The 19775-nt window shown below is 68.5% G+C and carries 20 protein-coding genes and 1 tRNA gene; 9 read left to right on the top strand and 12 right to left on the bottom strand.

The window, feature by feature from the left end; genetic code table 11:
* Positions 1–17: 17 nt before the first annotated feature.
* Positions 18–1661 (top strand): DNA repair helicase XPB, encoded by a 1644-nt coding sequence (locus ACFQZV_RS06225; protein ID WP_378753733.1) that lies wholly within the window; start codon positions 18–20, stop codon positions 1659–1661.
* A gap of 8 nt (positions 1662–1669) precedes the next feature.
* Here ACFQZV_RS06225 and ACFQZV_RS06220 read toward each other — a convergent pair whose 3' ends face one another.
* On the bottom strand, positions 1670–2839 hold the full coding sequence (locus ACFQZV_RS06220) for a serine hydrolase domain-containing protein (protein ID WP_378753731.1): 1170 nt from the start codon (positions 2837–2839) through the stop codon (positions 1670–1672).
* Between the two features lie 175 nt (positions 2840–3014).
* On the opposite strand from ACFQZV_RS06220, the gene ACFQZV_RS06215 reads away from it, so the two are divergent.
* The 3 genes from ACFQZV_RS06215 to ACFQZV_RS06205 all read left to right on the top strand — a co-directional run bounded on the left by ACFQZV_RS06215 (position 3015) and on the right by ACFQZV_RS06205 (position 5892).
* On the top strand, positions 3015–3707 hold the full coding sequence (locus tag ACFQZV_RS06215) for a response regulator transcription factor (RefSeq protein WP_378753729.1): 693 nt from the start codon (positions 3015–3017) through the stop codon (positions 3705–3707).
* Positions 3708–3852: 145 nt separating this feature from the next.
* A complete protein-coding gene (locus ACFQZV_RS06210) occupies positions 3853–5469 on the top strand; it encodes a sensor histidine kinase (protein WP_378753758.1) in 1617 nt (538 codons plus the stop codon).
* Between the two features lie 135 nt (positions 5470–5604).
* A complete protein-coding gene (locus ACFQZV_RS06205) occupies positions 5605–5892 on the top strand; it encodes a WXG100 family type VII secretion target (RefSeq protein ID WP_378753727.1) in 288 nt (95 codons plus the stop codon).
* A 63-nt stretch (positions 5893–5955) separates the two neighbouring features.
* Here ACFQZV_RS06205 and groL read toward each other — a convergent pair whose 3' ends face one another.
* The 5 genes from groL to ACFQZV_RS06180 all read right to left on the bottom strand — a co-directional run bounded on the left by groL (position 5956) and on the right by ACFQZV_RS06180 (position 9946).
* Positions 5956–7575: a chaperonin GroEL gene (groL, locus tag ACFQZV_RS06200; RefSeq protein WP_378753725.1), complete on the bottom strand. Its 1620-nt coding sequence runs from the start codon at positions 7573–7575 to the stop codon at positions 5956–5958.
* Between the two features lie 159 nt (positions 7576–7734).
* Positions 7735–7938: a cold-shock protein gene (locus tag ACFQZV_RS06195; RefSeq protein WP_378753723.1), complete on the bottom strand. Its 204-nt coding sequence runs from the start codon at positions 7936–7938 to the stop codon at positions 7735–7737.
* 135 nt (positions 7939–8073) lie between these two features.
* On the bottom strand, positions 8074–8649 hold the full coding sequence (locus ACFQZV_RS06190) for a LytR C-terminal domain-containing protein (protein WP_378753721.1): 576 nt from the start codon (positions 8647–8649) through the stop codon (positions 8074–8076).
* Between the two features lie 46 nt (positions 8650–8695).
* Positions 8696–8944: a DUF3263 domain-containing protein gene (locus ACFQZV_RS06185; protein ID WP_378753719.1), complete on the bottom strand. Its 249-nt coding sequence runs from the start codon at positions 8942–8944 to the stop codon at positions 8696–8698.
* A 9-nt stretch (positions 8945–8953) separates the two neighbouring features.
* Entirely contained in the window at positions 8954–9946 is a 993-nt protein-coding gene (locus ACFQZV_RS06180) for a DUF2332 family protein (RefSeq protein WP_378753717.1), read from the bottom strand.
* A gap of 82 nt (positions 9947–10028) precedes the next feature.
* Here ACFQZV_RS06180 and msrB point away from each other — a divergent pair, with 82 nt between their 5' ends.
* Positions 10029–10436, top strand: a complete 408-nt coding sequence (gene msrB / locus ACFQZV_RS06175) for a peptide-methionine (R)-S-oxide reductase MsrB (protein ID WP_378753715.1) — start codon at positions 10029–10031, stop codon at positions 10434–10436.
* Positions 10433–11008, top strand: coding sequence for a nitroreductase family protein (locus ACFQZV_RS06170; protein WP_378753713.1), 576 nt, complete (start codon positions 10433–10435; stop codon positions 11006–11008). Before msrB ends, ACFQZV_RS06170 begins: the two co-directional genes overlap by 4 nt.
* Here ACFQZV_RS06170 and ACFQZV_RS06165 read toward each other — a convergent pair.
* The 3 genes from ACFQZV_RS06165 to ACFQZV_RS06155 form a co-directional block, all read right to left on the bottom strand.
* Positions 11005–11970, bottom strand: coding sequence for a DMT family transporter (locus ACFQZV_RS06165; protein WP_378753711.1), 966 nt, complete (start codon positions 11968–11970; stop codon positions 11005–11007). The two genes, ACFQZV_RS06170 and ACFQZV_RS06165, sit on opposite strands and share 4 nt — an antisense overlap.
* Before the next feature lies 1 nt (position 11971).
* A tRNA-Thr gene (locus ACFQZV_RS06160) sits at positions 11972–12044 on the bottom strand.
* Positions 12045–12082: 38 nt separating this feature from the next.
* Positions 12083–13021 (bottom strand): DsbA family protein, encoded by a 939-nt coding sequence (locus ACFQZV_RS06155; protein WP_378753709.1) that lies wholly within the window; start codon positions 13019–13021, stop codon positions 12083–12085.
* A gap of 266 nt (positions 13022–13287) precedes the next feature.
* Between ACFQZV_RS06155 and ACFQZV_RS06150 the strand changes: the two genes are divergently transcribed.
* Positions 13288–14391, top strand: coding sequence for an ABC transporter ATP-binding protein (locus ACFQZV_RS06150; protein ID WP_378753707.1), 1104 nt, complete (start codon positions 13288–13290; stop codon positions 14389–14391).
* 68 nt (positions 14392–14459) lie between these two features.
* Positions 14460–15767, top strand: coding sequence for a DUF4032 domain-containing protein (locus ACFQZV_RS06145; protein ID WP_378753705.1), 1308 nt, complete (start codon positions 14460–14462; stop codon positions 15765–15767).
* A gap of 1 nt (position 15768) precedes the next feature.
* Here ACFQZV_RS06145 and ACFQZV_RS06140 read toward each other — a convergent pair whose 3' ends face one another.
* Genes ACFQZV_RS06140 through cysS form a run of 3 tightly spaced genes read right to left on the bottom strand, consistent with a single transcriptional unit; the run spans position 15769 to position 18810 of the window.
* Positions 15769–16410 (bottom strand): NAD(P)-dependent oxidoreductase, encoded by a 642-nt coding sequence (locus ACFQZV_RS06140; RefSeq protein ID WP_378753703.1) that lies wholly within the window; start codon positions 16408–16410, stop codon positions 15769–15771.
* Between the two features lie 8 nt (positions 16411–16418).
* Complete coding sequence (gene rlmB / locus ACFQZV_RS06135; RefSeq protein ID WP_378753701.1) at positions 16419–17408, bottom strand: 23S rRNA (guanosine(2251)-2'-O)-methyltransferase RlmB; 990 nt, start codon at positions 17406–17408, stop codon at positions 16419–16421.
* Positions 17401–18810: a cysteine--tRNA ligase gene (gene cysS / locus ACFQZV_RS06130; protein WP_378753699.1), complete on the bottom strand. Its 1410-nt coding sequence runs from the start codon at positions 18808–18810 to the stop codon at positions 17401–17403. The genes rlmB and cysS overlap by 8 nt, the downstream gene beginning before the upstream one ends.
* Before the next feature lie 41 nt (positions 18811–18851).
* On the opposite strand from cysS, the gene ACFQZV_RS06125 reads away from it, so the two are divergent.
* Positions 18852–19772, top strand: coding sequence for a DMT family transporter (locus tag ACFQZV_RS06125; protein ID WP_378753697.1), 921 nt, complete (start codon positions 18852–18854; stop codon positions 19770–19772).
* Positions 19773–19775 lie beyond the last annotated feature (3 nt).

The following is a 19775-nucleotide window of genomic DNA, read 5'->3' as shown; positions in this document are numbered from 1 at the left end:
CGGTAGACTGGCACGTTATGGCTGACGGACCTCTCATCGTGCAGAGCGACCGGACGGTGCTGCTGGAGGTGGCGCATCCGGACGCGGAGAACGCGCGCCACGAACTGGCGATCTTCGCCGAACTCGAGCGCGCCCCCGAGCACATCCACACGTACCGGATCACGCGGTTGGGGCTGTGGAACGCTCGCGCGGCCGGACACGAAGCACAGGACATGCTCGACACCCTCGACCGCTGGTCTCGCTTCCCCGTGCCGCCGTCGGTGTCACTCGACATCGGCGAAACGGTCAGACGCTACGGACGCCTGCGCATCGAGCGCGACGATGAAGGACAGCTGGTCCTGACATCGACGGATGCCGCAGTCCTCGCCGAAGTCACCCGCAACAAGCGCATCCAACCGCTGCTGATCGGCAACCCGGCTCCCGGAACCTTTCTCGTCGATGCGTGGGCGCGCGGTCACATCAAGCAGGAGCTCCTCAAGATCGGGTGGCCCGCCGAAGACCTCGCCGGCTACACCCCCGGCACCCCGCACGAGATCGACCTCGACGAGTCCGATTGGACCCTGCGCCCCTACCAGCGCAAGGCCGTCGACACCTTCAGTGCCGGCGGTTCGGGGGTCGTCGTGTTGCCCTGCGGGGCGGGCAAGACCCTCGTCGGCGCGGCTGCGATGGCCGACACCAAGACGACGACGCTGATCCTCGTCACCAACACCGTGAGCGCCCGTCAGTGGCGCGACGAACTGCTCAAACGGACGTCGCTCACCCCCGAAGAGATCGGCGAGTATTCGGGGCAGTCCAAAGAGGTCAAGCCCGTCACGATCGCGACCTACCAGATCCTCACCGCGAAGCGGAAGGGCGAATACGCCCACCTGGCGCTCCTCGACGCGCTGGACTGGGGTCTCATCGTCTACGACGAGGTGCATCTGCTGCCTGCCCCGGTGTTCAAGCTCACCGCCGACCTGCAGGCGCGACGGCGCCTGGGTCTCACCGCGACCCTCGTACGCGAGGACGGACGCGAGGGCGACGTCTTCAGCCTCATCGGCCCCAAGCGCTTCGACGCGCCGTGGAAGGAGATCGAGGCGCAGGGCTTCATTTCTCCGGCCGTCTGCTACGAGGTCCGTGTGGACCTGCCCGCCGACGAACGGCTGGAGTACGCCGCCGCGGCCGACGATGAGCGCTACCGCCTGGCAGCGACAGCCGCCGCCAAGATCGACGTGGTCCGAGGTCTCGTCGCCCGCCACCGCGGCGAGCGCATCCTGATCATCGGACAGTACCTCGACCAGATCGACGTGCTCGCCGAGGCGCTGGATGCCCCCAAGATCACCGGCCAGACACCCGTCGACGAGCGCGAAGAGCTCTACCAGGCGTTCCGCGAGGGCACGATCGACGTGCTCGTCGTCTCGAAGGTGGCGAACTTCTCGATCGACCTGCCCGAGGCCTCGGTCGCGATCCAGGTGTCGGGGTCGTTCGGCTCGCGGCAAGAAGAAGCCCAGCGCCTCGGGCGCCTCCTGCGCCCCAAGAAGACCGCGGACACCGCAAGCTTCTACACGCTGATCGCACGGGACACCGTCGATCAGGACTTCGCCCAGAACCGCCAGCGGTTCCTCGCCGAACAGGGTTACAGCTACACGATCCTCGACGCCGACACCCTCACCGCCGCGTAGGCACGGACTCAGCCCTCGAGCATTCCCTGCTCGCCGAGGAGCTTGGCCATGCGGCGGAACATCAGGTCGGCCGGATGCGTGTGGTCGGGCAGGTTCGACTCGTTGGCGAACACGACGATCGTCGCGCCCGAGGTCGGCTCGTGGAACACCGCAGAGGTGTAGCCGAGACCTTCCCCGTTGTGACCCCACCACCCGCCGGTCTCGCCGATGCCGAGCGCGTACAGGTCATAGGGCGGCCCGGCATCCAACGGACCGCCGACGAGCCGCTCTTCCTGGGTCTCGGGTTCGAGCAACGCGCCGTCGGCGAGCACCTCGGCCCACTCGGCCGCGTCGGCGAGCGTCGAGACCATCGATCCCGCGGGCCCGAAGATCGAGAAGTTCTGCGGCACGGGCTCGCGCGGCTCCTCCTCGGGGACATACCCCTCGGCGTGGGGCGCCGTCCACTCGGCGACGTCGACCATGTAGCGCGTGTCGTCGAGGCCGAGCGGTTGCAGGATCCGCTCATCGAGAGCCTCGGCGAACGGCATCCCGGTCACCGCTTCGACGACCTTTCCGATGAGGTTCGTGTTCGCGTTGGTGTAGATGCGTTCGGCCCCGGGCTCGAACTGGGCGGGCTGACCGAGCACGAAGGCATTGAGATCGTCCAGCGTGAAGATGCGGTCGGGGTCGGCGGTGTAGTCCTCGAGGAACGCCTCGCCGGTGTAGTCGGCGTTGCCGCTGGTCATGCCCGCAAGCTCCCGCAGGGTGATCCGATCACCATCCGTCACCCCGTCGACGTACTGAGCGATCGTGTCATCGAGCGAGACATCGCCCTCGTCGACCAGCTGGAGCAGCAGGGTCACGGTGAACGACTTCGTGATGCTGCGCAACGGCCACGACATCTCCGTCGTCGCCGGCACGTCCGCCGCGATGTCGGCGAGGCCCGCCGCCGACGTCCACGCACCCTCCCCCGGAACCCACACGCCCGCCACCGCACCGGGGACGTCGAAGGAGGTCATCGTGTCCTCCATCACGCTCTGCAGCTCGCCCTGCAGCACGACGGGCAGATCTCCGTCGACGGGCGACTCGGTGGGCGTCGCCCGCTCGTCATCGGCGGGCACGCACGCGACGAGCGCGAGCACCGCCACCAACGACGCGGCGACCGCCGCGCGACGGACCGAAACGACAGGACGCACCATGGCGTGACTCCTCGGAGCACTCGGGGGAAGATGACCGATGCCCCGAACACGGTCGGGGCAGTCGAGTCAGACCATAGCGGATGCCGCGGCCCGCTCCCTGGGCAACGACCCTCCACTCGGCGGCGTTCCGGTCGATATCCAGCGAGCGCAAGCCAACCGGTGCCAGTATGGGCCTATGACGGCACCCCGCATCCTCGTTGTCGACGACGAGCCGAACATCCGCGACCTGCTCATCCAGAGTCTCCGATTCGCCGGATTCCAGGTCAAAGCGGTCGCCAACGGCGCCCAGACGATCTCGGCCGTTCTCGAAGAAGAGCCCGACCTGATCATCCTCGACGTCATGCTGCCCGACATGAACGGCTTCAGCGTCACCAAGCGTCTCCGAAGCGCCGGTTACACCGCGCCGATCCTCTTCCTCACCGCGAAGGACGAGACCGACGACAAGATCGCCGGTCTCAACGCCGGCGGCGACGACTACGTCACCAAGCCGTTCTCGCTCGACGAGATCGTGGCCCGCATCCAGGCGATCCTGCGGCGCACGATGCAGGCCGACGAGGAGTCGGTCATCCGCACCGGCGAGCTCACGATGGATCAGGACACCCACGACGTGTTCGTCGGCGACGTGTCCATCGACCTCAGCCCGACCGAGTTCAAGCTGCTGCGGTATCTCATGCTCAACCCCAACCGCGTGCTGTCGAAGGCGCAGATCCTCGACCATGTGTGGGAGTACGACTTCAACGGCGACGCCGGCATCGTCGAGAGTTACATCTCGTACCTGCGCCGCAAGATCGACCCGCATTCGTCCGAACCGCTGATCCAGACCAAGCGCGGCTTCGGGTACATGCTCAAGGCGGGAAAGTCCGCCTGATCGGCGGCTGATCGGAGGCGTCCGCGTGGCGCACAAGAGCGACGCGATCACGCGCTGGTGGCGCGGGACGAGCCTGCGCGCCAAGGTGACCGGGGTCACGGTGACCCTGCTGGTGCTCGGGCTCTTCGCGGCGGGGATCGGCACGATGGCGTTCCTGCGCAACACGCTCATCGTCAATCTCGACGAACAGCTCCGCTCGCTCGCGCCGTCCGACCTCGCGAGCGGTCTCATGGACATCCAGGTCGACGGCGGCGAGGTGTCCTTCTACGACGACGAATCGTCGCCGACCCAGTACTTCATCGCGATGTACGACAGCGAGGGCACCCGCGTCGCGGTGGCCGGCGGCGACGGCGCCCCTCCTCCGGCCTTTCCCGAGTACTACTCGCTCGACAACCACGCCTCGCAGGGCACCGTCCCCTTCGCGCTTCCCAGTTCCACCGGCGGCGCGGTCTTCCACGCCAGCGCCGATATCTACGTCGTTCCGGGCGTGAGTGAGCTGTTCACGCAGATGGTCGCGCTGCCGACATCGTCGATCAACCAGGTCGTGGCGACTTACATCGGCATCTACGGCATCCTGGCACTGCTGATCCTCGTCGCCGGCGCGTTCGCGACGCGGTATCTCGTGACCTTCGCCTTCCGCAGCCTCGGACAGGTCGAAACCACCGCCGACCTGATCGCCGCGGGTGATTTCAGCCAACGCATGAGCGACATCGAGCCGAAGACCACCGAGGTGGGGCGTCTGAAGAGCGCCATCAACGCGATGCTCGGCCGCGTGGATGCCGCGATCACGCAGCGCGATGCGACCGTGCGGCAGATGCGGCGCTTCATCGGCGACGCGAGCCACGAACTGCGCACGCCGCTGGTGACCGTGCGCGGCTACGCCGAGCTCTATCGGATGGGGGCGATCCGCGGCGACGAGGACGTCGCCCAGGCGATGAGCCGCATCGAGTCCGAGGCCAAGCGCATGGGGTTGCTCGTCGAAGACCTTCTGGCCCTCGCGCGCCTGGACGAGAAGCGCGATGTGGTGATCGTGCCGGTGGATCTGCGCCCGATCGCGCGGGATGCCGCGATGGACGTGCGTGCGACGGCACCGCAGCGCACGGTGACCGTCTTCGACACGACCGCGACCGCGACGACACCACCGCCGACGACCGAGACCGCCGCACCGACCGACGCGCGCCCCGAGCGTAAGCGCCCCGCTGCACGGGGAGTCTCCCTCGCGCGACTGCGTCGCCGGCCTCGTCCGCCCGCGCCTCCGGCTCAGCCCGAACCGCTCACGGACGTCATCGAGGTCCCCGTCGACAGCGGCCCCGTCGATCTTCGGGCACCGGTCGTGCGCGGCGATGAGAACCGCATCCGTCAGGTCGTCACGAACCTCATCGGCAACGCACGTCGGTTCACCGCCGAAAACTCGCCGATCGATCTGCGCCTGGGCATCGACCCGATCACCGCGATGGGCTGGATCGAGGTCGTCGACCACGGCGAGGGGATCCCCGATCAGATCAAGGACAAGATCTTCCAGCGGTTCTGGCGGGCCGACACCTCCCGTGCTCGCGAGACGGGAGGCACCGGCCTGGGGCTGTCGATCGTCGCATCCGTCGTCGAAGCGCTCCACGGCACGGTGAGCGTCGCTGACACGCCCGGCGGCGGCGCGACCTTCCGGCTGTCGTTCCCCCTCGCCGAAGACCGCGCCGCGGCGGACTACGCGCACATCGAAACCCAACCGCTTCCGCGGCTTCCGAAGTCGGCCATCGAGGATTGATCCCGTCCTCCCCAGGCAGCTCGGGCCGGTCTGACTCCCCTGCCGGATGCGGCGCGCTCCGGCGCCGACGCGGCCTGCCTAGCGTGGGCGACAGCGGTGCGGCATCCGCCCGCTTCCGAGCCGAAGGGAACCGCCATGGCCGTCTTCTCCGTCGACAGCGACGCCGTACTCACCTCCACCGCCGCAGTACGCGGCACGATCGACCGCCTGCAGGCCGAGGTCGCGGCGCTCATGTCGCAGCTCACGCACCTCCAGGGATCATGGACCGGCGCGGCGTCCGTCGCCTTCCAGTCGACCGTCGAGCAGTGGCGGGCGACCCAGCGCACCGTCGAGGACTCGCTGGCCGGGATCAACACCGCGCTGGCAGCGGCCGGTCGTCAGTACGCCGACGCCGAGCAGGCCTCGATGAGCCTGTTCCGCTGACGCGTTCTCACACGCAACGACGAAGGCCCCCTCCGAAGAGGGGGCCTTCATACGTGGTGTGGATCAGAAGTCCATGCCACCGGTGGGGTCAGCCGGAGCCGGAGCAGCCTTCTCGGGCTTGTCGGCGACGACGGCCTCGGTGGTGAGGAACAGACCCGCGATCGACGCGGCGTTCTGCAGCGCCGAACGGGTGACCTTCACCGGGTCGTTGATGCCGGCAGCGAGCATGTCGACGTACTCGCCCGTGGCTGCGTTGAGGCCCTGGCCCTGCGGCAGCTCGGCGACCTTGTTGGCGACGACGCCCGGCTCGAGACCGGCGTTCAGCGCGATCTGCTTGAGCGGAGCCTCGATGGCCACCTTGACGATGTTCGCACCGGTTGCCTCGTCACCGACGAGCTCGAGCACGGCGAACGCGGTCTTGCCGGCCTGGATGAGCGCCACGCCACCACCGGGGACGATGCCCTCGTCGACGGCCGCCTTCGCGTTGCGCACGGCGTCCTCGATGCGGTGCTTGCGCTCCTTGAGCTCGACCTCCGTCGCCGCACCCGCCTTGATGACGGCCACGCCGCCGGCGAGCTTGGCAAGACGCTCCTGGAGCTTCTCGCGGTCGTAGTCGCTGTCGGTGTTGTCGATCTCGCGGCGGATCTGGGTCACGCGACCTTCGATCTGCTCGGCGTCACCGGCACCCTCGACGATCGTGGTCTCGTCCTTGGTGACGATGACCTTGCGCGCACGGCCGAGAAGGTCGAGCGTGGTGTTCTCGAGCTTGAGGCCGACCTCTTCGGTGATGACCTGACCACCGGTGAGGATCGCGATGTCCTGCAGCTGCGCCTTGCGGCGGTCGCCGAAGCCGGGGGCCTTGACGGCGACCGACTTGAAGATGCCACGGATCTTGTTGAGGACGAGGGTCGCGAGGGCTTCACCCTCGACGTCCTCGGCGATGATGACGAGTTCCTTGCCGTCCTGGATCACCTTGTCGACGATCGGCAGCAGGTCCTTGATGTTGCCGATCTTCTGGTTGGCGATGAGGATGTACGGGTCCTCGAAGACGGCTTCCTGGCGGTCGGGGTCGGTCACGAAGTAGGGGTTGATGTATCCCTTGTCGAAACGCATACCCTCGGTGAGCTCGAGCTCGGTGCCGAACGTCTGCGACTCCTCGACGGTGACGACGCCTTCCTTGCCGACCTTGTCGATCGCCTCGGCGATCAGGTCACCGATCTCCTTGTCGCCGGCCGAGATCGACGCGGTCGCGGCGATCTCTTCCTTGGTCTCGACGTCCTTGGCGTCCGAGAGCAGCTGCTCGGTGAGCGCCTTGACGGCCTTCTCGATGCCGCGCTTGAGCGAGATCGGGTCGGCGCCGGCCGCGACGTTGCGCAGGCCCTCACGCACGAGCGCCTGAGCGAGAACCGTGGCGGTCGTGGTGCCGTCACCGGCGACGTCGTCGGTCTTCTTCGCGACCTCCTTGACGAGCTCCGCGCCGATCTTCTCGTAGGGGTCCTCGAGCTCGATCTCCTTGGCGATGGAGACACCGTCGTTCGTGATCGTGGGGGCGCCCCACTTCTTCTCGAGCACGACGTTGCGGCCACGCGGGCCGAGCGTCACCTTCACGGCGTCGGCCAGCGTGTTCAGGCCGCGCTCGAGGCCGCGGCGGGCCTCCTCGTCGAAAGCGATGATCTTTGCCATGTGTGTGTCGTCCCTCCCGGACGTTGGCTTGTGGAATTAGCACTCACTGAGACTGAGTGCTAACCACATTCTGGCACTCGCCCTATGCGAGTGCAAGCCGCGGTCGCGGGAGCGCCGACACACAGCGCCCTCGATTCGCCGTGGACACGGCGGTGCAGGTCAGGCGATGACGCGCACCGCCTCCGCCTGCGGCCCCTTCTGGCCGGCGCCGACGGTGAATTCGACGCTCTGACCCTCCTCGAGTACGCGGAAACCGGTCATGTCGATGTTCGAGTAGTGGACGAAGACGTCATCGCCGCCTTCCTGCGTGATGAAGCCGAAGCCCTTCTCGGCGTTGAACCACTTGACGGTGCCCTGGGTCATGCGAATCTCCTGATGGTGCGGGGTCATCGCAAGAATAGGCAGGCTCTCCGCCGCAGATCGTCCGGAGCGACGGATCGTGACACGCGCGCATCCGAGTGTTTACGCCGCCGAAACACAACGCCCCATTTCGGTGCGTCAGGACGTCGGCGACGGTGTCGGCGGAGTGGCGGTGCGATCCAGCCCGATCACGATCGTGAGCTGCTTCGCCTCGGGGTCATCGCCCAAGACGTACACCTCGCTGAGCTCGATCTCGGCACCGCCGATGACGTCGGCGAGACCCCTCGCCGCGGCCTCGTGGTCGGCCGTCGCGTAGTAGACCGTGGTGGTGGGGAAGTCGTCGGAGCCCGCTTCGCCGGGTTGCACCATGTCTTCGGCCCAGCCGGCGGCCACGACCGTCGCCTTCATCTGCGTCGCGAGTCCCGGCTCCGGCGTCGCGTTGAGGATCACGACGTCGTACGAAGTGTCGACCACACCCTCCACCTCGACGGTGGGTGTGGGGGTCGGCGTGGGTTCGGGAAACAGGACGATGCGGCCCGATGCAAGGAGCGTCCCGAAGATGCCGATGAGGATGAGCACGATCGTGGCGATGAGCGCCCAAAGAAAGATGACCCCCGCGCGCATGCGGGGGTTCTCGGCTCGGTGCGCCCCCACGCGACCGACGTCCGCGGGGATGTCGTCGAAGCGATCCCGGGGGTAGGTCGTTTTCGGCACCCCCCGATCGTACCGGGCGGCTCCGCGCCCGCTGGAATCCGCGGTGTCAGCGGATGCCGGTGGCCCCGCCGGCGCGGGCCGGCGCGCGCTCGTCGCGCCGTCGACGGAGGCGGTGCACGAGCATCGGGTCGTGCGCCTGCGCGTCCTGGGTGTCGATCAACCGCCCGAGGAGTTGGTAGTACCGCGCCGGTGACAGATCGAGCTGTTCGCGGATCGCTTCTTCCTTCGCACCGACATGGCGCCCCCACTCCGCCTCGAAGGCGAGAATGGCGCGGTCGCGGTCGGTCAAGGGCACGCGTTCACGCTACCCGCGTGTGGGCGATTGTCCGGCGCGCCACTCCACGCTCGCACCGAGTGGATCGACATCGGCGACAGGACGCCCGTCGATCGCCAAGACGAATCCCCTCCAGGCGTCGCCGTCGAGGGGCGGATGCCACGCGTCGGGCAGCGTCGGCGGGTCGATCGTGATCCACACCGCGTCGATCTCGGCCAGTGCACCGCGCAGCGCCTCACGGCCGGCACGTGGAATGTGCGGGAACACCCCCGGCGTCGTGATCACGAGCGTGACGCCGGCGGGTGCCTGCTCGGCGAGCGCGGCGATGACACCGGGCCGGGTCGCATCACCCCGCACGAGCGTCGGTGGATCCGCTGCCGCGACGTCCAGGGCCGCGGCGATCCGTTCGACCCGCCCGGTCTCGCCCGGCCAGGGCAGCGCGGTGAGGAATCGGCGGTCTGCGGCATCCCGCGCATCGAGCGGAGCGAGATCGATCCCGGCCCTCCAGACGACATCGGGCAACCGCGTGCGCGGCGCTCCCCGCATCCGAGACGTGAGCACGACCGGCGACACCCCGCCGGGCGGATCCAGCGACGGTCCCTCGTCGTAGCGGTACGAATAGCGATCGGGGTACAGGCACAGCCCTGCGCTCGCCCCGATCTCGAGCAACGCGATCGGCCCGTCCACCGTCGACAACGCGGGGAGGAGCGCGGCACACCGCAACGGCTCGTTCGTCTGCAGGCTGCGACGAGATACCTCCGACACGAGATCGTGCGCGTGGTCGATGACCCACGCCGACCAGTCATCGGTGTCGGTCGGTGCGCCCAGCATCCGCGTCACGGCGAACACGAGCGGCGGCTGGCGGCGCGTCTCGGGGATGCCGACGAACACCGCCGTCACATCGGCACGACGCGCGACGGCCTCGGCCCACGCACGGTACACCTCGGACCGGCCCGGCGCCTCGCCGTCGGCGAAGCGTCGGTAACGCTCCATGACGGCGGCGGTGGCGGCATCCGCGTGCATCGTCCCATTCTCGTAGGGGATCCCCAGCGTGCGCGATCCCCCACGCGCGCACCTGGGGTTGAATGGAACGCAGGAGGTTCCCATGACGTATGCGGTGAACAAGAGTGACGCCGAGTGGCGCGAGAAGCTCAGCGCGGAACAGTACGCGGTGCTGCGGCAGTCCGGCACGGAGCGTGCATGGACCGGCGAACTCCTCGACGAGGAGCGCGCGGGTCTTTACACGTGCGCGGCCTGCGGGTCGGAATTGTTCCGCAGCGGGACGAAATTCGACTCGCACTGCGGGTGGCCCAGCTTCTACGAGTCGATCCGTCCCGAAGCGGTCGAGCTCATCGAAGACCGCAGCCACGGAATGGTCCGCACCGAAGTGCGTTGCGCCACCTGCGGCTCACACCTCGGCCATGTCTTCCCCGACGGTTTCGGCACCCCGACGGGTGACCGCTACTGCATGAACTCGCTCTCGCTGGAGTTCTCGCCCGAGAACGACGCGTGAGCGCGGTCCTCGACGCGGTCCGCGATCGCCGCTCATGGTCGAAGGTCACCGACGAGGCCCCGACGCACGACGATCTGTTGCCGCTGGTGGCCGCGGCCGGTCGCGTCGCCGACCACTCGTCGTTGCGCCCGTGGCGTCTGATCGAACTGCGCGGAGATGACCGTGAACGCCTCGGCGCGGCGATCGCCAAGGCCGAGGGCGATGCGAAGCCGTCGACGAAACCGTTGCGTGCACCCCTGCTCATCGCCGTCGTCGCGAGTTACCGCACCGGCCACAAGGTGCCGCGGTGGGAGCAGGAAGCCGTCGCGTCGGGCGTCGCCCACGCCCTGAGCCTGCTGCTCGACGACGCCGGCTGGGGCGTGCTGTGGCGCACCGGCTCGGCGACCCGCTCGAACCCCGTCGCCAAGCTCCACGGCCTCGACGAGAACGAGGAACTGCTCGGGTGGTTGTACGTCGGCGGAAAGCCCGCGAGATCGCGCCCGTCGCGGCGCCGGCTCGTCGACGCGGAGCGGTTCCTGTCGCCCCTGCCCGCCAAGGTGAAGAAGAAAAAGAAGAAGAAGAAGAAGCGTTAGCGCCGCCGGGCAAGGCGTCTCCACGGCGCCGCCGCGACGACGACCGACGCCAGCGCAATCGCCACCATGAGCGTCTCCTGCAGGATGCCAGGGCTCGCCGCCGCGGGCCACACCGCGTCGATCGCGATCGATGTGATCAGCTGCCCGACGACCGCGCCGAGCCCGAGCAGCAGCACACCGGTGTGGGCGACGAGAGCGGCGGACAAGAAGATGTATGTCACCCCGAGCGCGCCGCCGAGGTACATCCACGGATCGAGCGGGAACGCACGAGGTGCCCCGACGATCGCCACGTGCACCGCCGCGGCGGTCACGAGGATGAGTGACCCGCCGATGAAGTTCACCAGCGTCGCCGTCAGCGGGGTCCCCACGCGCTGACGCAGCCGCCCGTTCGTGGCCTGTTGCCAGGCGATGCCGACTCCCGCGACGAACGGCAGGATGAGCATCCACAGCGGCACTCCCCGCACCCCGTCGCCGGTCAGCGACAACGCGACGGCGCCGAGCGCGAGCAGCCCGCCGACCAGACGGGGCACCGTGATGGCCACGACGCCCGCGGGGCCATATCCGACACGATCCAACAGCAAACCGTTGACGGTCTGACCCGCGACCACTCCCACGGTGAACAGCGAGACACCGATGACCGCCACCGAGAGCCCTTGCGTGGCCACCGTCAGCGCGCCGGCGGCTCCGCCGATGAGCATCCACCACGGAATGGTCCGCTGGCGGACGCCCACCGCGAGGCGCCGGAACCCCGCACGCCCGCCGGGAAACACCGCCGAGAGGGCGGCGACGAGGATCAGCCCGGATCCGAACGAAATCGCGGCGGCGACGAACCCGTCATCCAGCCGCGCGCCGAGGACGCCGTTGATGCGCGCCTGCGCCGCCGTGAGGACGCCGACCGAAACCGCACCGGCCAACGCCACCCACACCGGCAGTCGGGCACCGCTGCGGGTGTCTGCCGTCACGAGCCGGCTGCGGGACTCGAACCCGCAACCCCCTAATTACAAGTTAGGTGCGCTACCAATTGCGCCAAGCCGGCGAAGCCTCCACTCTACTGCCCGCGCGGCGGGCCACCGGTCACGGGGTCGCGGTCGGTGTGGGCGTGGGTGTGGGCGTGGCGCTGTAGTACGCGTCGCTGGCGACGGTCAGGACGAACTGCGCGAATTCCTTCGGGTCGTCCAGCGCACCGACGTACGGCGTGCCGTTGACGAGCACCATGGGGGCGGCCGTGAGGGCGACCTGCGTGTCGGGGAGACCCTGCAGTGCACGCTCGGTCGCCTGACGGGCCCACGCCGCGTAGGACTCATCCTCGATGCAAGACCGCACGACCTTGGGGTGATCCGCGCCACTGGCGACGGCCATATCGGCGAGCTCCGAATCGGAGTAGCCGTCCGAGTCGAGCTCGGGCTGCTGCGAGAGCATCGCGTGGTTGAAAGCGAAGAACGACTCCTGCGAGTGGGTCGCGACACACGCTGCGGCGCTCGCGGCTCGCAGCGAGTACTTGGTGCCGTTGGACTTCGCCGTCAGCATGGCGACCGGATAGTAGGTCAGCGTCGCCGCCTCTTCACCGACCCACCGGGCAAGCTGCGGGGCGTTGGCCAACTGGAAGTCACGGGAGCCCGTCGACAGGTAATCCACGTAGACACGGATGTCGATGACGGGTTGTTCGGTCGGCGCGGGCGTCGCCTCGTCTGCGTCGGCGTCTGCGTCGGGTGTGGGAGTCGGCGTCGGGGTGCCCGAGAGCGGACCGCCGGTCTCGGGCAGGCCGGTCGCATCGGTGACGACGAACCCGTCGTCGGTCTGGTTCGACGGCTGCAGCATCGGACGAGACGCCGACGACGACACCGCCCAGGTCACGACGACCGCGGTGATCGCAACGACCGCGACGATGGACGCCGCGATCGACACGGTACGGATGAGGTGCGTGCGCTTCTGACGGGTCTGCACCTGTAGCGCCTTCTCGCGGACCGCATCGCGGCGCTCGCGCGGGGCGTTCGAAGAATCGTCGCTCGACATGGAACCTCTCGGGACTTACGGGGCCGGTGTACCGGCGTGGCAGCCGCGGAAACCAGTGGATTTCGAGGGGGCAGACCGAGGACGATCGTAGCCAGCCAGCCTGGGAAACACCCACACACCTGCTTCGCGCGCGCCGAATCGCCCCGTCACCCCGACGGTGGATCTGCCATACTTGCCGTGCGCCCGATGGCGGGCGTACGGGGAGCCCCCCGTTCATCCTCACAACGGATCGTCCGGCACGTACCTGCCGGTGAAGGAGAAAAATCATGGCGTCCGTGACGTTCGACAACGCAACCCGTCTCTACCCCGGGGGCACGCGCCCCGCGGTCGACAAGCTGAACCTCGACGTCGCCGACGGCGAGTTCCTGGTTCTCGTCGGCCCTTCGGGTTGCGGAAAGTCCACCTCCCTGCGCATGCTCGCCGGCCTCGAAGAGGTCAACTCCGGCCGCATCATGATCGGTGACCGCGACGTCACCGACGTGCCGCCGAAGGACCGCGACATCGCGATGGTCTTCCAGAACTACGCGCTCTACCCGCACATGACCGTCGCCGAGAACATGGGCTTCGCCCTCAAGATCGCCGGTGTCGGTAAGGACGAACGCGCCCAGCGCGTGCTCGAGGCTGCGAAGCTGCTCGACCTCGAGGAGTACCTCACCCGCAAGCCCAAGGCCCTCTCGGGTGGGCAGCGTCAGCGTGTCGCGATGGGCCGCGCGATCGTGCGCCAGCCGCAGGTGTTCCTCATGGACGAGCCGCTGTCGAACCTCGACGCGAAGCTGCGCGTACAGACGCGTACGCAGATCGCTTCGCTGCAGCGTCGTCTCGGCGTCACGACCGTCTACGTCACGCACGACCAGACGGAAGCCCTCACGATGGGCGACCGGATCGCCGTGCTCAAGGACGGCCTGCTCCAGCAGGTCGGTTCGCCCCGTGATCTCTACGAGCGCCCCGACAACGTCTTCGTCGCGGGCTTCATCGGCTCACCTGCCATGAACCTCTTCTCGGCGAGCCTCGTCGAAGGCGGCGCACAGTTCGGCACCGAGACGATTCCCCTCGAGCGCGATGCGGTCGCCAGCGCCCACGGCACGCAGGTCACGATCGGTGTGCGTCCCGAAGACCTCGTCGTCGGCCCCGCCGACGGCAAGGGCATCTCGGTCGTCGTCGACCTGGTCGAAGAGCTCGGCGCCGACGGCTACCTCTACGGTCACGCCGAGGTCGAGGGCGCGCGCACCGACATCGTCGCCCGCGTCGACGGCCGCAACCACGCGCACGCCGGCGAGACCGTGACCCTGGCCGCCAAGCCCGGGCACGTCCACGCGTTCGACGCCGAATCGGGCGCCCGACTCAACCGGGCTCCGGTGCTGTCGGACTGACGATCGACCTCGCGAAGGCGCGGGCGGGCGAAACGCTCCCCGCGCCTTCGCCGATTCCGGGAGGATCCGTGCGCGACACCCTGAGCATCACGGCCAGTTCGGTCGACCCGGCGCTCCTCGAGCTGCCCTGGTCGCTCCCCCTCGGCGAATGGCCGCAGAGCGCCATCGTGTCACTGCCCAAGGGCATCTCACGACACCTCGTGCGCTTCTCGAGCCTGTCGGGTCGCGTCGTCGCGATCAAAGAGACGACCGTTGCCATGGCGCGCCGCGAGTACGACATGCTCGGCAACCTCGCCCGGCTCGACGCCCCCTGCGTCGACCGTGTCGCCGTCATCGCGGGGCGCACCGACGCGAACGGCGAACCGCTGCCTGCCGCCCTCGTGACGGCCCACTTGCGATTCTCCCTCCCCTACCGGGCCTTGTTCACCCAGGTGCTGCGGCCTGACACGGCCACGCGCCTCGTCGACGCCCTCGCCGCCCTGCTGGTCCGTCTGCACAACGTCGGGTTCTTCTGGGGCGACGTGTCGCTGTCGAACACGCTCTTCCGGCGGGATGCCGGAGCCTTCGCTGCCTATCTCGTCGACGCCGAGACGGGCGAACTGCACGAGAGCGGGCTCACACGCGGGCAACGCGAACACGACCTCGACGTCGCGCGGACGAACATCGCCGGCGAGATCATGGACCTCGAAGCCGGCGGACGGCTCGAAGGCGGGATCGACGCGGTCGCGATCGCCGACGGCATCGTCTCGTCGTATCACTCCCTGTGGGCGGCGCTCACGGATGCCGAATCGTTCGGCACGTCAGAGGCGTGGCGCATCACCGAACGGGTGCGGCGTCTGAACACGCTCGGGTTCGACATCGGCGAGATGTCGATCGAGCGCGACACCGACGGCACCCGCGTGTCGATCCAGCCGAAGGTCGTCGACGCGGGCCACCATCAGCGGCGCCTGCTCCGACTGACCGGCCTCGATGTCGAAGAGAATCAGGCGCGCAGGCTGCTCAACGATCTCGACGAGTTCCGGGCACGCATCTCGCGACTCGGTGACAATGAGGAGCTCGTGGCCCACGAATGGCTCACGCGCGTGTTCGAACCCGTCGTCACGGCGATCCCGTGGGATCTGCGGGCCAAACTCGAACCGGCCGAGGTGTTCCACCAGGTGCTCGAGCATCGGTGGTACATGTCACAGGCCCGAGGAAAGTCGGCACCGCTGGCTGAGGTGTTGTCGAGCTACATCGACACCGTGCTGCGCCACCGGCGCGACGAAGCGACCGTGATGGGGCCCCCGACCGAGACGTTGGCGATCCCGATCGTGACCTCCCCCATTCCCGTCGACGATGACGACGACGCCGCCGTCGACTGGCGCGACCTGGTGTGACTCAGTAGCCGACGCTGAAGCGCTCGCGCGAATGCTTCGGCGACTCGATCTCGTCGACGACGGCAACGGCGAAATCGGCACCCGAGATGAACGATTCTCCGTCGGCGTCGGTCACGATCACGTCTCCGCCATCACGGTACGTCCCGGTGCGCTCTCCGGGAGCCCACGCACCGAAACCGCCCGCCGGGTGGATGTAGAACCAGTCGCGACCGCCCGTGCCCGATTCGAGGTCTTCGAGCATGCCGATCGCCTCGAGCGCTTCGGGCTTGTACTCCTCGGTGAACGAGGGCTGGTCGATGACGCGCCCCCCACCGGGAGCGACGAGGCTTCCGCCCGCACCACCGACGACACCGACGCGGACGTCGCGCGGAAGCTCGACGAGAAGCTCCGCGACGTTCGGACGCACTTGTCCGAGCATGGCGCCGCGCGCAGCGACGGCCACCACGACGACGTCCACGCCCTCGAGTTCGGCGACGAGGCTCGGCACGTCGACGAGGCTGCCCTCGATGTACGTTGCACCGGGCACGCGGTCGTCGGCGACGCGACGGGCCACCGACACCACGGTGTGGCCCCGGTTCACCGCCTCGGTGACGATGTTGCTGCCGGCGTAGCCGGTCCCTCCGATGACGGCGATACGAGTCATGGTGACGCTCACTCCGCCGCGGCGCGCAGGGTCGAGACCTGGTAGAGCGCGACCGATGCGGCGATCCCGGCGTTGAGAGATTCCGCGGCCCCCGAGATCGGGATCGACACCACCTGGTCGCAGGTCTCGGTGACGAGGCGGGACAGCCCCTTGCCCTCCGACCCGACGACGATCACCACCGGTCGATCGGCAAGCTGCAACGCCGGCAGGGAGACGTCACCGCCCCCATCGAGCCCGAGCACGAAGACGCCCTGCTTCTTGTACTCCTTGAGCGTCGAGGTCAGGTTGGGCGCCAGCGCGACCGGCACACGCGCCGCGGCGCCGGCGCTCGTCTTCCACGCCGCCGAATTGACGCTCGCCGAACGACGTTGGGGCAAAATCACGCCCTGACCCCCGAAGGCGGCCGTCGACCGGATGATCGCGCCCAGGTTTCGCGGATCGGTGATGCCGTCGAGCGCGACGATGAGGGGAACCTCCCCGGTGTCGATGATCTTCTCGAGCAGATCCTGAGGGTGGTCGTACTCGTAGGGCGGCACCTTCAGCGCGACGCCCTGGTGCACCCCATCGAATCCGGCCATGCGGTCAAGCTCCGGCCGGGTGACCTCGAGCACGGGAATGTCACGGTGGGTCGCGATGGCGAGCATCTCTTTCACGCGATCATCCATCTCGACGCGCTGCGCGATGTAGAACGCGGTCGCGGGGATCTTCGCCCGCAGCGCCTCGAGAACCGAGTTGCGGCCGGTCACCGTTTCGGTGTCATCGTCCTTCTTCGCCGACCGCTGCGGGCGCGAGCCCGTCGATCCGGGCTTGCCCTTGCCGCCCGCAGCGGAATAGCGCTCGGCAGCCGCTTTGCGCTTTCCGGCGGGATGCCATGCCCGATCCTCGGCTTTCGGGGTCGGACCCCGGCCTTCGAGTGAGCGGCGGTTCTTGCCACCCGTGCCCTTGGTCGGGCCCTTCTTGCCGCTACGGCTGGCGCCGGGGCGTCCTGGCTTAGCCATCGATACTCCAATGTGTTCCGTCCGGAGTGTCCTCCAGAGTGATCCCTGCCGCGGTGAGCGCGTCGCGGACGCGATCGGCCGTGGCCCAGTCCTTCTCGGCCCGCGCCTGGGCGCGCTGGGCGATCATCCGTTGGACGAGAGTGTCCAGCGCGTCGGCGTGCGCATCCCCGCCGCCGGTGTTCCACTGCGCGTCACGCGGGTCGAGTCCCAGTACGCCCAGCATCGCGGCAACGGCGTCGGCCGCGTCACCTGCCACGTCGTGGTCGCCGGCGTCGAGCGCGGTATTGCCCGCCCGGACCGTGTCGTGGACGACGGCGAGCGCCTGGGGCACACCCAGGTCGTCATCCATCGCGTCGGCGAACGCCTGTGGGATGCCCGCTCGCCGTCCCGCGCGCACCGAGACCCGTTCCGCGCGGTCGAGGAACGTGCGGATGCGGTCGAGCGCGGCATCGGCCTCATCGAACGACGCGGCGGTGATGTTGAGGCTCGAGCGGTAGTGCGCCGCGGCGAGCGCGTAGCGCACGACGAGCGGATCGCGCTCGGCGAGGAGGTCGTGCGCAAGCACGAAGTTTCCCAGCGACTTCGACATCTTCTGGTCGCCGACGGTGACGAGCCCGTTGTGCATCCAGTAACGGGCGAAGCCGTCGCCGGCAGCCGTCGACTGCGCGAGTTCGTTCTCGTGGTGCGGGAAGCGCAGGTCGAGGCCCCCTCCGTGGATGTCGAATTCGGCACCGAGGTAGCGCCGAGCCATCGCTGAACACTCGATGTGCCACCCGGGGCGTCCGGGGCCCCACGGCGATTCCCATGTCGCCGACGCCGGTTCGTCCGCCTTGGCACCCTTCCACAACGCGAAGTCCCGTGGGTCGCGCTTGGCGCGCGCGGTCTCGGTGTCGGCTGCCGGATCCATCGCGTCGACGGATTGGTTCGTCAGCGTGCCGTAGGAAGGCCATGAACGCACGTCGAAATAGACGTCGCCGGGCGCCGTCTCACCGGGGGCGTACGCGTGCCCACCGTCGATGAGCGTTTGGATGAGCTCTTGCATCTGCGGGATCGACGCCGTGGCGCGAGGTTCGTAGGTGGGAGGAAGGATGCCGATGGCACCGTAGGCGCGGGTGAACGCCAGCTCCATGCGGTACGCCAACGCCCACCACGGCTCGGTCGTGGTCGCGTTCGTGAGCACCTTGTCGTCGATGTCGGTGACGTTGCGTACGAACGTCACGCGATCGTAGCGGTGGGCCAGCCATCGGCGGAGGATGTCGAACCCCAGCGCACCTCGCAGGTGGCCGATGTGGGGCCCGGACTGCACGGTCGGCCCGCACACGTAGATCGTGACGTTCTGCGGGTCCAGCGGCGCGAAGTCGCGCAACGCCTGGGCCTTCGAGTCGTACAACCGGATCGTCACCGCACCAGCCTACCGGCCGTGGTTTCGGGTAGAACGGAGGGATGCATGTCGTCGCGGTCCTCGTCGCCGCTGTGCTCTTCGGCACGACGGGAACCTCGCAGGCGCTCGGCCCAGACGGCACGACACCGCTCTCGATCGGCGTGATGCGGATGGTGATCGGCGGTGCGGGCTTGGCGGCGCTCGCGTTCGGCCTGGCCGCGTGGCAGCGGCGCCGAAAGCCACAGCCTCCGCGACCACGACTGACCCCCGCGCCGTTCGCACTCATGGCGCTGACCGGTGTGAGCCTGGCGCTCTACCAGCCGCTGTTCTTCCTCGGCACGGAACGCAACGGTGTGGCGGTGGCGACGATGGTCGCACTCGGATCGGCACCGATTCTCGCCGGACTACTCGAGTGGGCCCTGACCCGCCGCCTGCCCTCACCGCTGTGGCTGGGTGCCACCGCACTGGCCACGCTCGGCGTCGTGTTCTTGGGCGTCGGAGGTGACGCGTCGGGGCTCGGCACCGACCCGGCGGGGCTCCTCGGCTCGATCGGCGCGGGCGCGTGCTTCGCGGTGATCGCGAACGCCCAGCGACGACTGCTGGACGACGGGTGGGATCCGTTCACCGTCGTCGGGGCGATGGGTGCCGGCTCTGCGCTCGTGTTCGCGTTCTTCGTCCCCTTCGTCGATCTGGCGTGGATGGGCACGACCAGCGGTGTCGTGATGGCCCTGTGGCTCGGGCTGGCGACGATTTCGGTCGCCTATGTGTTCTTCACCTGGGGCTTGAGCGCCCTGTCGGCGGCGACGGCGGCCACCCTCACGCTGGGAGAGCCGCTGACCGCCGCGTTGCTGGGCATCGTCGTGCTCGGAGAGAGGCTGTCTCTGCTGGCGATCGTCGGGCTCATCGTGCTGGCCGGTGGCCTCGCGCTGTTGGCGTGGGGCTCGCGCGCCAAAGACCCGGGGCCCTACGCCATCGAGGCGTAGTCG

Source organism: Microbacterium koreense (assembly GCF_042677105.1).
GTDB classification, from domain to species: domain Bacteria; phylum Actinomycetota; class Actinomycetes; order Actinomycetales; family Microbacteriaceae; genus Microbacterium; species Microbacterium koreense.
This window is presented reverse-complemented; position numbering and strand designations above follow the sequence as displayed.

Coding starts and splice junctions, on each gene's coding strand:
- ACFQZV_RS06205 (WP_378753727.1), top strand. CDS start 5,605: ATGGCCGTCTTCTCCGTCGACAGCGACGCCGTACTCACCTCCACCGCC.
- ACFQZV_RS06125 (WP_378753697.1), top strand. CDS start 18,852: ATGCATGTCGTCGCGGTCCTCGTCGCCGCTGTGCTCTTCGGCACGACG.
- rlmB (WP_378753701.1), bottom strand. CDS start 17,408: ATGGCTAAGCCAGGACGCCCCGGCGCCAGCCGTAGCGGCAAGAAGGGC.
- ACFQZV_RS06215 (WP_378753729.1), top strand. CDS start 3,015: ATGACGGCACCCCGCATCCTCGTTGTCGACGACGAGCCGAACATCCGC.
- ACFQZV_RS06150 (WP_378753707.1), top strand. CDS start 13,288: ATGGCGTCCGTGACGTTCGACAACGCAACCCGTCTCTACCCCGGGGGC.
- msrB (WP_378753715.1), top strand. CDS start 10,029: ATGACGTATGCGGTGAACAAGAGTGACGCCGAGTGGCGCGAGAAGCTC.
- groL (WP_378753725.1), bottom strand. CDS start 7,575: ATGGCAAAGATCATCGCTTTCGACGAGGAGGCCCGCCGCGGCCTCGAG.
- ACFQZV_RS06140 (WP_378753703.1), bottom strand. CDS start 16,410: ATGACTCGTATCGCCGTCATCGGAGGGACCGGCTACGCCGGCAGCAAC.
- ACFQZV_RS06225 (WP_378753733.1), top strand. CDS start 18: ATGGCTGACGGACCTCTCATCGTGCAGAGCGACCGGACGGTGCTGCTG.
- ACFQZV_RS06195 (WP_378753723.1), bottom strand. CDS start 7,938: ATGACCCAGGGCACCGTCAAGTGGTTCAACGCCGAGAAGGGCTTCGGC.
- ACFQZV_RS06155 (WP_378753709.1), bottom strand. CDS start 13,021: ATGTCGAGCGACGATTCTTCGAACGCCCCGCGCGAGCGCCGCGATGCG.
- ACFQZV_RS06220 (WP_378753731.1), bottom strand. CDS start 2,839: ATGGTGCGTCCTGTCGTTTCGGTCCGTCGCGCGGCGGTCGCCGCGTCG.
- ACFQZV_RS06210 (WP_378753758.1), top strand. CDS start 3,853: ATGGCGTTCCTGCGCAACACGCTCATCGTCAATCTCGACGAACAGCTC.
- ACFQZV_RS06180 (WP_378753717.1), bottom strand. CDS start 9,946: ATGCACGCGGATGCCGCCACCGCCGCCGTCATGGAGCGTTACCGACGC.